Below are 13,072 nucleotides of genomic sequence, written 5' to 3' on the forward strand. Positions count from 1 at the left end.
CTCCATGCCCGCCTCTACCGCTCCGTTGTTCTGGCGTGATCCGGCACTCGCGTTTCTCGAAGCGCGTAGCATCGCCGACGGGCGCAAGGTCACTTACACGCGGCATGCCCACGAACATTTCTCCATCGGTGCGGTCACGGCAGGCCGCAGTTATTACCACTACGGCGCGCAGACTTTCGAAATCAGCGCCGGCACGCTGGTGCTGATGAACCCTGGCGATGTCCACGCCTGCAATCCGATCGAAAACGAGCCGTGGTCGTACCAGATGCTGTACATCGACACGCCTTGGCTGACCGATCTGCAGCACCAGTTGGGCTTCAGCGCCGATCAGGGTTTTCGCCCGTTCAGTACGCCGTACAGCCGTGATCCGGTGCTCTACGAGGGTTTGCTGGAGCTGTACCGCATCGTCGTCGATGAACAGGCCGAGCACCTGCACAAGCAAAGCGCGCTGGTCAGTTACTTCAGCGATGTACAGCAACGCCTGAACCCGTCCGATACGCCTTTGCGCGAGGTCAACTACAAGCTGGAGCGCGCTGCCGAGTACATCCGAGCGCACTGCACGCTGGCATTGAAACTGGAAGACATCTGCTTGGCGGCCGAGTTGTCGCCGTCGTACCTGATCCGAGCATTCAAGCAGTATTACGGGCTGACGCCCCATGCGTTTTTGGTCAACCAGCGTATCCAGTTCGCCCGCAGCCAACTGCGTGAGGGCGGTCTGATCGCTGATGTAGCGCTTGCCGCAGGCTTTGCCGACCAGGCGCATTTTCAGCGTGCCTTCAAACTGCATTTTGCCGCCACGCCGGGGCAGTACCGCGACCGGCTCAAGCCATCAGCAAATAACCCACACTGGCCACCAGCAACGCGGCCATTGAGCGGTTGAACACACGCACGCCCTGAGGGTTGCTCAGGTAGCGGCGCAGAAAGGTGCCCGCGTAAGCCCAGCACGCCACCGACAGATAGCAGATCACCAGGTAGAGGCTCGCAAACAGCCACACTTGCCCTGCGTCGCCATCGGCCACAAACAGCCCCATCCCCGCCACGCAGGCCAACCAGGCCTTGGGGTTGAGCCACTGCATGATCGCGCCGTAGAGCATCGACGGTGCAGTGGCCGTGCCAGCGGCGTCCAGGCGACCATCATCGACGGCCAGTTTCCAGGCCATGTACAGCAAAAAGGCCACGCCGCCCCATTGGATCAACTGGGTCAGGACCGGCCAGCGCAGCAGCACTTCATGCAAGCCCAGACCGATCAGCACCAGCAGCAAAGTGAAGCCGACGGCAGCGCCAAACACGTGTTTCTGACTGGCGACAAAGCCAAAGCGCGCACCAGAACTCAGCGCCACGACATTGACCGGTCCCGGTGTGATGGAAGTGGCCAGGGCGAAGGCAGCCATGGAAATAATCAAGCTCATTGCGGTTCCCTTTTTATGGTGATGCATAAAGAGGGTTCCACGGTATAAGGCCGCGCCGAAACGGTATTGAACAAAATCACCCTGGCAACGCACGGGACTGCTTCACAAACAGCTCACGCTCCCTGGCCTTCACATGATCAAGGAAAAATGCGCGCCCACGCCAGCACGTACGCCCTCGCCCACCGCCAGCGCTACCGAACCGGCGGCAAGGGACGTGTCACCACAGGCAAACACACCGGGCACCGAGGTTTGGCGGGTTTCGTTGGTGTGCACATAAGGGCCCGTGGGGCCGTCGGCCAACTCACAGCCCAGGTGTTCCACCAGCGGACTGATCTGTGTGCGAGACATCGTGAACACGCCATCCAACGCAATGACGCGACCGTCAACCAACTCCAGGTCTGCACGTTCACCGCTGATAGCGCTGACGGCGGTGCTTTCCACACGGACTGCGCGCCGATCCAGCTGGAGCTTTTGCTCGGCATCCGGCGTGAATACGCCATTGGTGAACAAGGTGGTGGCGCCCCAATCGGGCAACATCAGCGCGTGGTGCATCGCCAAGGGCGAAGTCGCCAGGACGCCGATGCGGCCCTGCTCAAGCTCGTAGCCATGGCAGTACGGGCAATGGAACACCCGTTTGCCCCAGCGTTCTTTCAAGCCCGGGATCGCTGGCAACTCATCGACCACGCCGGTAGCCAGGATCAGGCGCCTGGCCTTGAACGCTCCGTTGCATGGGGTGCGCACGCTGAATCCGTCCAAGTGCCCGCTGGCCTGAACCACACTGTCCTGCACCCATGTGACCGTCGGGTACTCCATCAACTGGCTGCGCCCTTCGGCGGCGATGACCTGCGGCGGTTGGCCGTCCTGGCCAAGAAAGCCATGGGAGGTGGCTGCAAACCGGTTACGCCGTTGCCCCGCATCAATCACCAGCACCTTGCGCCGCGCCCGCGCCAGTTGCAGGCCCGCAGACAGGCCGGAATAGCTGCCGCCTATGATAATGACGTCATGCATCATGGAAGGTGACCTCATGTGATACGCACGCGGTTATCCGCGCGCTTTCACGACACACCATAAGTTACGTAAAAATACGCCGTCAAGTGTCTCGCAACTTATCGGGTTACGAACGATACTTTGCGCCGGCTCAACCTGAGGTTTATCGATGAGAAATGACACCCGGCTTTCGCGCATGCTGCACGTGTTGATCCACATGGGGCGCCACGAGGAACGCGCCACGTCGCAGACGATTGCGCAAATGCTCGGCACCAACCCGGTGGTGGTGCGGCGCACCCTTGGCCGGCTCAAGGAGAAAGGCTATGTGCGCTCGGAAAAGGGCCACCAGGGCGGCTGGAGCTTGGGTAAACCCCTGAGTGAGATCACCCTGCTGGATATTCACAGCGCGCTGGGCACGCCATCGATCTTCGCGATCGGCCTCTCGACCGATCACCCGGAGTGCCTGGTGGAACAAGCAGTGAATGCTGCCCTTACCGACGCTTTCGAACAGGCCCAGGCGCTGCTCTTGAAGCGTCTGGGCAAGGTGACACTGGCACAATTGGCCGAAGACTTTGACGAGCGTTATCGACTGGCAATGCTGCCCTAGCGCTGCGCAGGAATGCGGATATCGCCCTCGCGGCATTGGGTTTTCACACTGCGCGGGCAGCCGGCGAACGCCAGGTCCTTGGTCAGGCACACGCGCACTTCCGACAGCACCTTGCCTTTGCAAATCACGGCCACCCCATGATTGCCCATGCGCGGGTTGCTCTCGCGAAACAACGCCTCGATCTCAGAGGCAGGCAACGATGGCGGTGTATTGAACGGCTGCAGCTGCGTTGGAACGGCAACAACGCCCAGGGCCGCGTCGGTTTTCTCCAGGTAGGCCAGCGGTTCAAGCCCGCTGCAAGTGCCGTGCTTGGCCCACTCGTGCTTGAGCAGCGAACGGGTGGGGAACAATGCGGCGCCCTTGTCCAGCTCTTCGCGGGACAAGGACGACTGCGGGTTACAGGACGCCGGCCACCCGCCCTTGGCGTATTGCGGCCATAGGCCGTGCAGCACAAATCCGTAGCCTTTGCCCGAACACTGCTCATTGTCTGGGTGCGTCAGGCAAAACGTCGGCGACCATGACAGCGACAACACATAAAAATCAAACTCTCCAGGCGTCCCCTGACTCCGTGGGGCCGCCATAGCACCTGTAGCGAACACGAGGCACAACGTTATCCAGTATTTCATCCGTCTATTTCCTTGAAAAAGCAGGTATATCGCGCCTAGCCGGGATGATGGGGGTTGCGTTGTAGCACCTTGTCCAGGATCCGGTCGGTCTTCAACGCCTCGATGGCCAGCGACGGATGCTCGGCTTCACCACGTATATGCGCGTTCATGGCCAACACGTGGTGCCACTGGATATGCGTGTGGCACGGCACGTCCAGCACTTGGTTGATCTCACCTTCGAGATGCAGCGGTTGGTCTTCGAAGACCGCAAACGTGATGCGGCCCCTGCTGCCGATCAGCTCGACTTTGTCTTCCCGGCGGTCGGCAACAAAGTTCCAGCACCCCATGCCCAATGCGCCCGAGCTGAAGGTCCAGCAGGCGGTAACCGCGTCCTCGGCCACATAGCGCCCGGCCTGACGTGCGCTAAAGCCCGACACCTCGACGATATCGCCGGCCAGGTACTGGAACAGGTCAAACCCATGGCTGGCCAGGTCGGCAAAGTAACCGCCACCAGCGACCAGCGGGTCGGTACGCCAATTAGCGGCGCTGGCGTCCTCGGCAGCAGGAGGTTTGCACAGGGTCCAGGTGAGCTGGCGCAGTTCGCCGATGCAACCGGCGCGCAACCAGTCGCGTACTTGCACAAAGCGCGGCAGCGAACGGCGATAGTAGGAGACAAACAGATGCAGCCCGGCGCGCTCGAAGGTGCGTTGCATCAACGCACTTTGCTCGGCATTCAGTGCCATAGGTTTTTCGACGCAACAGTGCTTGCCGGCCGCAGCCACCATCAGGCTGTATTCGAGGTGGCTGTCGGGCGGAGTGGCGATGTACACCGCGTCCACTTCGGGGTCGTTGATCAGCGCCTGGGCGTCGGTATAAAACCGGGCAATCCCATGGCGTGTCGCATAATCGCGCACGGCGGCTTCGCGGCGCCCCATCACGGCCACCAGGGCCGAACCTGGCGCTTTGTAGAAAGCGGGTCCACTCTTCAATTCAGTGACACTGCCACAACCGATCATGCCCCAACGTACGGTGCTCATCTCTTTCCCTCGTGCGTTTTGTTCAGTCGGGCAGTATCCACATAGCTGCGCCGACACGCCATAAACAGTTAGCATGACAATTGCATTACACTTTTATGACAATCATCCCGGGGCGGGGGCACAGACGATGAAAATCAGGGCAACAGTCATTTGCGAACACGAGGGGCATATCCTCTTCGTGCGCAAGGCCAGATCAAAATGGGCCTTGCCCGGCGGCAAGGTCGAGCGTGACGAACGCCCGGTGGGCGCCGCCGAACGCGAGTTGGAAGAAGAAACCGGGTTGAACGTGGATGGCCTGCTGTACCTGCAGGAACTGAAGGCCCGCGACACGCTGCATCATGTGTTCGAAGCGTCAGTGGTGAATATTGCGCAGGCGCGGCCGTGCAACGAGATCGCCGATTGCCAGTGGTACGCCTATGGCGCACTGGACCAGTTGGACACCACCGATGCCACCAGACACATCGTCAAATCCTTTCTGCGTCGCCTGTAACCCCCAGTGGTTGGCCGACATCTTGGCGCCAAAAAGCGCCTGTCACGACCTCTCGTCTGCTGCCCCGGCTTACGCTTGACTCAAGGTGCCAATCAAAAGAGGCTCTTGGCTATTCGCCACCATCCCCGAGCACGCCCATGAGCATCGATCCCCCGAGCCAGCCCGACAGTGACGTGTACCGAACGCTGCTGGAGTCGACCAAAGCCATCCCCTGGCGCATCGACTGGCAGACCATGACCTTCAGCTATATCGGCCCGCAGATCGAGACATTGCTGGGCTGGACCCCGCAAAGCTGGGTCAGCGTGGACGACTGGGTCGAGCGCATGCACCCGGATGACCGGGAATACGTGGTGAATTTCTGTGTGTCGCAGTCCCGCGCCGGCGTGGACCACGAGGCGGATTACCGAGCGCTCACGGTTAACGGCGACTACGTGTGGATTCGTGATGTGGTGCACGTGGTGCGCAAGAATGGCGAGGTCGAAGCCCTGATCGGCTTTATGTTCGATATCAGCGAACGCAAGAAAACCGAAGAGCACTTGATACGCCTGCAAAAACAACTTGAGGAATATTCCTATCAGGACGGTCTCACCGGCATCGCCAACCGGCGCATGTTCGACACCGTGCTTGAGCGCGAATGGGCCAGCGCCCTGCGCAGCCAGTTGCCGCTATCGTTGCTCATCCTGGATATCGATTTCTTCAAGCAGTACAACGATCACTACGGCCATATCAAGGGTGATGAATGCCTGCGCCAGGTCGCACGCACGCTGTCCCAGGCGGCCAATCGACCAAGGGATTTCATCGCGCGTATAGGCGGTGAAGAGTTTGTATGGCTGCTACCGGAGACCGACGCGGCATCAGCCAAACAGGTGGCGCGGCGTTGCCTGCACCTGATCTGCCAGCAGCAGATCGAGCATGGTTTTTCGGCAGTGTCGAACCTGCTGACCCTGAGCCTGGGCGTCGGTACACGTATCGTCACACCCGACAGCCCGATGCTGGGTTTTGTCGAGGATGTCGACAAATTGCTTTATCAAGCCAAACGCAATGGACGGATGCGCGCGGAGTTTGCAGAGGGTGAAGTTTGACGCTGGCGGTCAAATTCCAGGCAAAAAAAATCCCAAGTAGCTGATGGAAACTTGGGATTTAAAAATGCATAAACCGTGGGAGGTGAACGCCCGGCTATAGTAACGATTGTAAAAACGTGTAACAAGACTATTTCAATCCATTCGTCGGATTAAAAGTTGCGTAAGTCCTTCAATAACCACATGTTTTTTAAGGTGGTGAGAAATTCCAGTGCCACTTTTTGGTGCAACTACCGGGCATATTTCCACTTATAAAAAGGGGTTATTGACTACCACAACGCTGCACGCTTTGAAGTTCGTTCATCAGGCACTTGGTTCAATAGACGATACAACGGCAGGCACGCGGCCTGGATCAATAGCATGCGGATCACTTGCATCGCCGTCACCAACGTGACCGCCAGCCCCAGCGCCTCGGCAGTCAGGCTCATTTCCGGGGCGCTGCCCGGCATCATGCCCAGGGCCAGCGACAGCCACGACAGGCCCAGCCAGGTCCCCAGCCCCCAAGCGGCCAACCCGGTGGCAATCACCGAACCTGCCATCAACACCACTACCTTCAGTAGAAAGCCCGGCGCACGACGGAAAAAACCTCTGTCAAACGCAGCGCCCAGAGCGCAGCCAATCAAGAGCTGGCCCGCGCCGCTCAGCCATCCCGGCATGCTCATCGACAAGTTATTGCAGCCCACCCCCACCGCACAGATCACGAACGGCCCGAATGTCCACGGGTTAGGCACGTTGCAGTGTTTGAAACCCAGCGCCGCCAACCAGCCCATGGCCAGGATGAAAATCAGCCAAGGCCAGATCACCGGCAAAGAAGTCTGTGCAACCGCAGGGGATATTCCAAAGGTCGCGATAGCTGGCACGGCCAGCAGGATCAGCAACAAGCGGACACTGTGGGCAGCCGCGATAAAACCGGTGTCCGCCTGGCGTTGACGGCCCAAGTGGACCATCTCGCTGGAATTGGCCGGCATCAGTGCGAAGAACGCCGTGCCGAACGGCACACCCCAGCGATTAAGGATCAACACCGAACACAGTGCCAACACCAGGGTCAGCAACACCGCCGTGACGATCAATCCAAGATGGGCCGCCACTTGCTGCATCACCGGCAAGGTGAAATGGCAGCCGATGGCGACCGCCACGATCAATTGCCCGGCTTGGCGGCCGTGGGGGATTTCAGGGACCGGGCCGCCGGTGCAACGGGTTATCAGCACCGCAAGCAGTGAGCCAATGACCCATGGCAACGGCCATCCCGCCCAACTGGCGAGGCTGGCGCCCAAGGCGCCAATGATCAGGGTGATAAGCCAATACGGGCGAAGAGTGAGGAACATGATAAATCCGGCATGGAGAAGAGTGCCGACAGGTTATAGACTCGACCTCATCACAGAAAATATCCATTTGTTAAGCAACTCATCACTCTTTGTTATGCGAGCTTTTATGAACTTGAAAGCCTTGGAATATTGCGTCGAAATCGCCCGTCAAGGCAGCTTCACCAAAGCTGCTCAGGCCCTGCATGTGGCGCAACCGGCGTTGAGCATGGCGGTGGGTCGGCTGGAGGATGAGTTGGGGGTGGCCCTGTTCAACCGGGCCACGCGACAGATCAGTGTCACGGCAGAAGGCCAGTTGTTTCTGGCGCGTGCTGAAGCCTGCCTGCAGGGGTTGCAAGGCGCGCGGCGCGAACTGCAAGACTTGACCCAATTGCACAGCGGCGAGATCCGCGTCGGCGTGCCGCCCATGTATGGCATCCGCCATATTCCCGAGTTGCTGATGCAGTTCCGTGCCCGCTACCCCGGCATCGCGATGCATGTCGTGGAAGGCAGCGCCGATGACATCAGCGAGCGCCTGGCCACACGGGACATTGATGTCGCGCTGCTGGAGTCGCGGCGCGTCGATCCGGGCTGGGAGTCGGTGTTGCTTGGCAGCGATGAAATGGTGTTGTGCATGGCTGAGCAGCACCGGCTGGCGCGAGCGGCGTCGATTTCGGCGCCCCAGTTGCAGGACGAAGCAATGCTGGTGTTCGACAACACCTTCCTGCAACGCCACCTGCTGGACACCTTTTGCAGCAATGCCCGCGTGCGTTTCAATATCGCCCTGGAGAGTAACTTCGTGCCGCTGGTGATTGCCGCTACCCGCAGCGGAATGGGCGTCTCCACCCTGCTGCGTTCGGTCCAGGAGCAAGAACCGGGAATCGCCGGCGTGTCTTTCGAGCCCGCCCAGTTCATGCACTTCAACCTGTGCTGGCGCGCCAGTGAGTACCTGTCCCAGGCCAATCGACGGTTTATTGAAACGGCCAAGTTGTTCTTTCAGGAAGATGCCGGCTCGCCGCTATCGCGATGATCACTTGCGTGCGACTTTGTAGCGAACACAGTCCTGATAGAAGCTTTGGCGGATCGCCTCGGGCTTGAGGCGTGAACGGCTGTCGTAGGTCTGCTCGGTGATGCCCATGGCCATCATGCGCATCCACGACTTGTTGAACTTGATCGTCTGGATCTTCTGCCGCGCAGCGTACAGCGATACCCCTGAAAGCTTGAGTTCCTGGGCCCTGGCGGCGGTGCCGGCGCCCCAACTGCACATGTACTTGTCACCCTCGCGCAGTTCCCGAGCCTGCACGGCAGCCGCGCCGCCGGCCAGGGAGCAGGCGATCAGCATGATTCCAACATTGCGCATTTGCATCCCCACCTAACCGCCTGAAAATAAAAGCGATTCTGGCGAGGATTTTGTTACAAAGGGGCCATTAAATTGCCTTATCGACAAAACTTTATGGCCACAATTAAGCCCCTCACCCAGGAAGTTCAGGCGTTTACCACTGATAAGTCGCACTCGCCTGCACCGTACGCTGCGAGCCATACCAGCACCACGAGTACGAATAGCACGACGCGACATACTCTTTATTCGCCAGGTTAGTGGCGTTCAGCGCCAGGCGCAGGTTGTCCTTGAGGTTGACGATGTTCTTGATGTCGTAGTGCACCGCCGCATCGAACAAGGTGTAGCCCGGTACTTTCAGAGTGTTAGCCGTATCGCCCCACGAGGAACCGACATAACGCGCCCCCGCCCCTGCCCCAAACCCCTTGAGGTTGCCGTCATGGAAGGTGTAATCCGCCCACGCCGAGGCCGTGTGGCGCGGAACCGCGTAGGTGGTGGTGCCCTCGGCATTGATCGCCGGGCCTACGCCGATGTCGCTGATGGGCGCATAACGCACGGTGTTGTTGGACTTGCTGATGCGATTGTCCAGGTACGCGTAGGCCGCAGTGATGTCCAGGTTGTCATTGAGGCTGGCCTTGCCTTCCAGTTCAAACCCACGGGATTGCACTTCGCCATCCTGGCTCTGGCAGCGTCCGGTGCCGCACAGGTGCGTAGGGTCCGGATCGGTCGTCAGGACGTTGCTCTGGCGCAGGTCAAAGATTGCCGCGGTGATAAAGCTATTGCTGCCCGGCGGCTGGTACTTGATGCCGATTTCATACTGCTTGCCTTCGGTCGGCTTGAACACCGAGCCACCATACCCAGTGCCTGATTGGGGGTTGAAAGACTCCGAGTAACTGGCATACGGCGCCAGGCCATTATCGAACAGATAAACCAGACCGACGCGCCCGGTGAAGGCTTTGCTGTCCAGCGAGGACTGGCTCTTGGTCCCCGTGCGCAGGGTCTTCGTGGTGCTGTCAGTACTGGCCCAGTCATAGCGACCGCCCAGCAGCAACACCCACTTGTCCCACTTCATCTGTTCTTGCAGGTAGACGCCGGTCTGTTCGCTGCGCGACGTGCCGTCGGTGGTGTACGCCGGTACCGCAACGGCGGCGCCGTAGACCGGGTTGAAAATATCCAGGGTCGGCCCGGCAGTGTAGATGCCTGAACCGGACAGGGTATCGGTGCTGGTGTTCTGATAGTCGAGCCCCATCAGCAAGGTGTGCTGCAACGGGCCGGTGTCGAATCTGGCTTGTACCTGGTTGTCGAGGGTATACGCATCCATGTCCACATCGGTGGCGATGGTCGAACGGCGGATGGTCCGATAATCCGTCATCAGGTAGTTGCTGTAGAGGCTGCGGTACTGGCCTTCGCTGCGCAGGTAACGCGCGTTCTGGCGCACGGTCCACACATCATCGAAGTGATGTTCGAAGGCGTAGCCGATGGAATAGTACTCGCGGTCGCTCTTCTCGAAACTCTTTTCCCCATCATAGAAATCCACATCGATGCTGCGCCCGGTCGGGCTGTGCAACACCGAGCCCCAGGCCGGCACCGAGCCGTAGGACGCGCCTTTAGGGTCCTTCTGGAAATGCCCAAGCAGGGTCAGCGACGTGGCGTCGTCCGGGCGCCAGGTGAACGCGCTGGACAGCGACTGGCGACGGGTCTCGGTGTGTTCGACCTGGCCGTCGGCGTCGTCGAATAGTCCGGCGACGCGGTAGGAATACACGCCCTGATCGTCAATCGGCCCGCTCAAATCGAAGGTGGTGCGCTTCTTGTTGAAGGTGCCGTATTCCACGCCCACTTCATGAAACGGCGTGTCCAGCGGGCGCTTGGTGACCATGTTGATCACCCCGCTCGGCGTGCCCTGGCCGTACAGCACCGACGCCGGGCCGCGCAGCACTTCAACGCGCTCCAGGTCGAAGGCGTCTTTTTGCGGCAAGGCGTCACGGCTTGACGGCATGCGCAGGCCATCAAGATAAGTGGCCGGCGCGAAGCCCCGGATGGTCAACTGGTCCAGACGCGAGGCGGTAGCGCCACGGGTTTCCGGGACCACGGCGGCGCTGTAGCGCAGGATCTGGTTAAGGCTCTCGGCGTTCTGCGCACGCATCTGGTCCTTGGTGACGATGGAGATCGACTGCGGCGTTTCGATCAGCGCGGTGTCGGTCTTGGTCCCGGACAGGCTGCGCGTGGCCACATAACCGGACACCGGCCCGGTGGGACTTTCGGCCTGGTAGGCGCCGCTGATCGTGGTGGCCTGCAACTCCATGGCGCCGCCGTTATCCGGGATGGCTTCCAAGCGGTAACGGTCGGCGGAAATCTTCAGGGCTTGCAAGCCGCTGCCGGCCAGCAGCTGGCTCAGTGCCACATCGGTGTCGTATTGCCCGCTCAAGCCATTGCTGACCTTGCCTCGGGTCAAGCTTGCATCAAACGCCAGCACCAACCCCGCCTGCTCGGCCAGGCTATTGAGGGCCTGGCTCAAGTCACCGGCCCGGATCTGGAAGCTGCGCACGGCGCTGCTGCTTGCTTGGGCATAGGCGGATTGGATATTCAGCAACGGCACGGCGGCAAAAGCCACCGCCGCTGACAGGGCCAGTGGATGCAAGGGACGAGCGAAGCGCGACATGGGAAATCCTGGGTCATGGAGGTTCTATTAACCATGACGGCCATGTCCGCAAATCGGGCAAGGATGAGAGCGGTTTTTATTTGAGATGGTTTATCCGGGCCTTGCTGCAATCAGTCGGCTCGCTTTTTTGTGTAGCCCTTTGAGGTGGGTTTACGCGGTTTTTCTCCAGCATTTGTCAGCCCATTCTGATTTTCCAAACCGTTCATCCAGCCGCTTTTTCCTGCGGCAGACTCCGACGCCTTGCCTTCTGCCGAGACGTCACGGATGACCCACGCTGCCCATATTGCCGCTATCGAACATGAGCTGGATGGCTTTCATCAGAGCCTGGCGGTGTATCGCCAGCAGATGGGGGCCTGGTATTCGCGGGCACTGGACTCAGTGAGCCATGCGGCGGATATGCCGTCGTTGCTGGGGATGGATCGGGTGGTGCGAATGGGTAATTCGCACGCCACAGCGAGTATGGCCGACCCGGATTTCATGGGCAGCGTTGCCATCTGCCAGTTGGGTGGCGAGCTGAAGATCGAGAGCAAGTTCGAGTCGGTGTATGACGTGCCGATTGGTGGCATCCCGGTCGAGGTGGTTGGGCTGGATGACGGTAGCTCCACGCGGGTCATGTTGGATGAGCACGGCAGAGGTTCCCACTACTGCGCTGCCGGTGGACGCTATCAGGTGCGGGTGCAGGGCGGTGTTTCGGAGCAGCAGGTGGAGGCGCTGTTCGCCTCCTACGCAGGGCTGACCGCGGACCTGGAGCAGTGGCTTAGGTCGCAATGGACCGGTTTTAAACCCCATTGGGAGGTGTCCACCGCCAGTGCGATTGGCAATGGCCTGTTGGCGGGCAGTTGGGCCGCAATCATGGACGTGTGGGACAGCATCAAGCTGGTTCAGGCGATTCTTGAGGACCCGCTGAAATATGCTGAACAGCTGGGAGCAGAAGCCGCCAAATTGGCGCAAATCGCTACCGATGCCCCCAAGGTCATGGAACAGGCGATGTTGCTCGCCAGTGACGAAGCGGCACTGTTTCTGTTGGTGCGCACGGCGATACTGTGGCTGGACGCCTTACCGCCCGGCCAGATCGCACAGGTGGGCGCAGGTTTTGTAGTGGCGTTGTTGATTGACCTGGTGATTGGCGCAGTGCTGACCATCGCCCTGCCCGCAGCGGGTGTGGCGTATTTGAGTGTCCGGCTGGTCAAGTACGGCGCGCAGATGCTGAAGGCGGCGCTGGGTTTTGTTGAGGCTCTGTTGAAGATTCTGACCCGGTTTATGCAGGCCGTGGATCGCTATAAGGCGGTGGCGGTTCGCGGGGTGGTGGGCGGGCTTAAGCAGGGCACGATGCAGATGCGCTGGCGGGCGCGGCAGAACGCGGTGTTGAAGCAAAAAGAGTCTGTGGACGATGCGCCTGTTTCGGGGAAAAACCCGAACAGGGATGTGGCGGCTTCTTCGGATAAGACCGTGACCAACGGCTGCCCGGTGTCGATGGTCACCGGCGAAGAATTACTTACGCTGACTGACGGTGTTTTAGACGGGATTCTGCCGTTTGAGTGGACACGGTTGTATCGCACCAG

General features: G+C 60.0%; 13 protein-coding genes. 6 read left to right on the forward strand and 7 right to left on the reverse strand.

The features are described from left to right. Positions 1-4 precede the first annotated feature (4 nt). On the forward strand, positions 5-880 hold the full coding sequence (locus EJD88_RS00295; protein WP_158876181.1) for an AraC family transcriptional regulator: 876 nt from the start codon (positions 5-7) through the stop codon (positions 878-880). Here the strand turns inward: EJD88_RS00295 and EJD88_RS00300 are convergent. Together EJD88_RS00300 and EJD88_RS00305 are read right to left on the reverse strand one after the other, a co-directional pair. Further along, the gene (locus EJD88_RS00300; protein WP_158876182.1) at positions 822-1,409 is read right to left on the reverse strand and encodes a LysE family translocator; all 588 of its coding nucleotides are present in this window, start codon (positions 1,407-1,409) and stop codon (positions 822-824) included. The genes EJD88_RS00295 and EJD88_RS00300 overlap by 59 nt on opposite strands. A gap of 129 nt (positions 1,410-1,538) precedes the next feature. Next, positions 1,539-2,420, reverse strand: a complete 882-nt coding sequence (locus tag EJD88_RS00305; protein WP_158876183.1) for an NAD(P)/FAD-dependent oxidoreductase — start codon at positions 2,418-2,420, stop codon at positions 1,539-1,541. A 145-nt stretch (positions 2,421-2,565) separates the two neighbouring features. Here EJD88_RS00305 and EJD88_RS00310 point away from each other — a divergent pair, with 145 nt between their 5' ends. Further along, the gene (locus EJD88_RS00310; protein WP_099582770.1) at positions 2,566-3,003 is read left to right on the forward strand and encodes an Rrf2 family transcriptional regulator; all 438 of its coding nucleotides are present in this window, start codon (positions 2,566-2,568) and stop codon (positions 3,001-3,003) included. On the opposite strand, the gene EJD88_RS00315 is transcribed toward EJD88_RS00310, so the two are convergent. Beyond that, on the reverse strand, positions 3,000-3,629 hold the full coding sequence (locus EJD88_RS00315) for a ribonuclease T2 (protein ID WP_099582769.1): 630 nt from the start codon (positions 3,627-3,629) through the stop codon (positions 3,000-3,002). The genes EJD88_RS00310 and EJD88_RS00315 overlap by 4 nt on opposite strands. A gap of 35 nt (positions 3,630-3,664) precedes the next feature. Further along, positions 3,665-4,645, reverse strand: a complete 981-nt coding sequence (locus EJD88_RS00320) for a Gfo/Idh/MocA family protein (protein ID WP_158876184.1) — start codon at positions 4,643-4,645, stop codon at positions 3,665-3,667. A gap of 127 nt (positions 4,646-4,772) precedes the next feature. Between EJD88_RS00320 and EJD88_RS00325 the strand changes: the two genes are divergently transcribed. Together EJD88_RS00325 and EJD88_RS00330 are read left to right on the forward strand one after the other, a co-directional pair. Beyond that, positions 4,773-5,135 (forward strand): NUDIX hydrolase, encoded by a 363-nt coding sequence (locus EJD88_RS00325; RefSeq protein ID WP_112194966.1) that lies wholly within the window; start codon positions 4,773-4,775, stop codon positions 5,133-5,135. Between the two features lie 137 nt (positions 5,136-5,272). Next, positions 5,273-6,217 carry a sensor domain-containing diguanylate cyclase gene (locus EJD88_RS00330; protein WP_158876185.1) on the forward strand — a complete coding sequence of 315 codons (945 nt, stop codon included), beginning with the start codon at positions 5,273-5,275 and terminating at the stop codon, positions 6,215-6,217. A 266-nt stretch (positions 6,218-6,483) separates the two neighbouring features. Here the strand turns inward: EJD88_RS00330 and EJD88_RS00335 are convergent, their stop codons facing one another. Beyond that, the gene (locus tag EJD88_RS00335) at positions 6,484-7,539 is read right to left on the reverse strand and encodes an AbrB family transcriptional regulator (RefSeq protein WP_158876186.1); all 1,056 of its coding nucleotides are present in this window, start codon (positions 7,537-7,539) and stop codon (positions 6,484-6,486) included. Between the two features lie 106 nt (positions 7,540-7,645). On the opposite strand from EJD88_RS00335, the gene EJD88_RS00340 reads away from it, so the two are divergent. Then, entirely contained in the window at positions 7,646-8,545 is a 900-nt protein-coding gene (locus tag EJD88_RS00340) for a LysR family transcriptional regulator (protein WP_112194962.1), read from the forward strand. Here EJD88_RS00340 and EJD88_RS00345 read toward each other — a convergent pair whose 3' ends face one another. Together EJD88_RS00345 and EJD88_RS00350 are read right to left on the reverse strand one after the other, a co-directional pair. Next, positions 8,546-8,875, reverse strand: coding sequence for a hypothetical protein (locus tag EJD88_RS00345; RefSeq protein WP_026139966.1), 330 nt, complete (start codon positions 8,873-8,875; stop codon positions 8,546-8,548). It abuts the gene before it with no gap. 133 nt (positions 8,876-9,008) lie between these two features. Further along, entirely contained in the window at positions 9,009-11,510 is a 2,502-nt protein-coding gene (locus EJD88_RS00350; protein WP_158876187.1) for a TonB-dependent siderophore receptor, read from the reverse strand. Positions 11,511-11,774: 264 nt separating this feature from the next. Between EJD88_RS00350 and EJD88_RS00355 the strand changes: the two genes are divergently transcribed. Further along, on the forward strand, positions 11,775-13,072 hold a 1,298-nt coding region (locus EJD88_RS00355), incomplete at its 3' end, for a DUF6531 domain-containing protein (protein ID WP_256673657.1).

The organism is Pseudomonas sp. PB105 (assembly GCF_009764655.1).
Lineage (GTDB): Bacteria > Pseudomonadota > Gammaproteobacteria > Pseudomonadales > Pseudomonadaceae > Aquipseudomonas > Aquipseudomonas cyclaminis.

Bases quoted from the DNA above. Each gene is read 5' to 3' on its own strand.
- EJD88_RS00295 (WP_158876181.1), top strand. From the start codon at position 5: ATGCCCGCCTCTACCGCTCCGTTGTTCTGGCGTGATCCGGCACTCGCG.
- EJD88_RS00300 (WP_158876182.1), bottom strand. From the start codon at position 1,409: ATGAGCTTGATTATTTCCATGGCTGCCTTCGCCCTGGCCACTTCCATC.
- EJD88_RS00305 (WP_158876183.1), bottom strand. From the start codon at position 2,420: ATGATGCATGACGTCATTATCATAGGCGGCAGCTATTCCGGCCTGTCT.
- EJD88_RS00310 (WP_099582770.1), top strand. From the start codon at position 2,566: ATGAGAAATGACACCCGGCTTTCGCGCATGCTGCACGTGTTGATCCAC.
- EJD88_RS00315 (WP_099582769.1), bottom strand. From the start codon at position 3,629: ATGAAATACTGGATAACGTTGTGCCTCGTGTTCGCTACAGGTGCTATG.
- EJD88_RS00320 (WP_158876184.1), bottom strand. From the start codon at position 4,645: ATGAGCACCGTACGTTGGGGCATGATCGGTTGTGGCAGTGTCACTGAA.
- EJD88_RS00325 (WP_112194966.1), top strand. From the start codon at position 4,773: ATGAAAATCAGGGCAACAGTCATTTGCGAACACGAGGGGCATATCCTC.
- EJD88_RS00330 (WP_158876185.1), top strand. From the start codon at position 5,273: ATGAGCATCGATCCCCCGAGCCAGCCCGACAGTGACGTGTACCGAACG.
- EJD88_RS00335 (WP_158876186.1), bottom strand. From the start codon at position 7,539: ATGTTCCTCACTCTTCGCCCGTATTGGCTTATCACCCTGATCATTGGC.
- EJD88_RS00340 (WP_112194962.1), top strand. From the start codon at position 7,646: ATGAACTTGAAAGCCTTGGAATATTGCGTCGAAATCGCCCGTCAAGGC.
- EJD88_RS00345 (WP_026139966.1), bottom strand. From the start codon at position 8,875: ATGCGCAATGTTGGAATCATGCTGATCGCCTGCTCCCTGGCCGGCGGC.
- EJD88_RS00350 (WP_158876187.1), bottom strand. From the start codon at position 11,510: ATGTCGCGCTTCGCTCGTCCCTTGCATCCACTGGCCCTGTCAGCGGCG.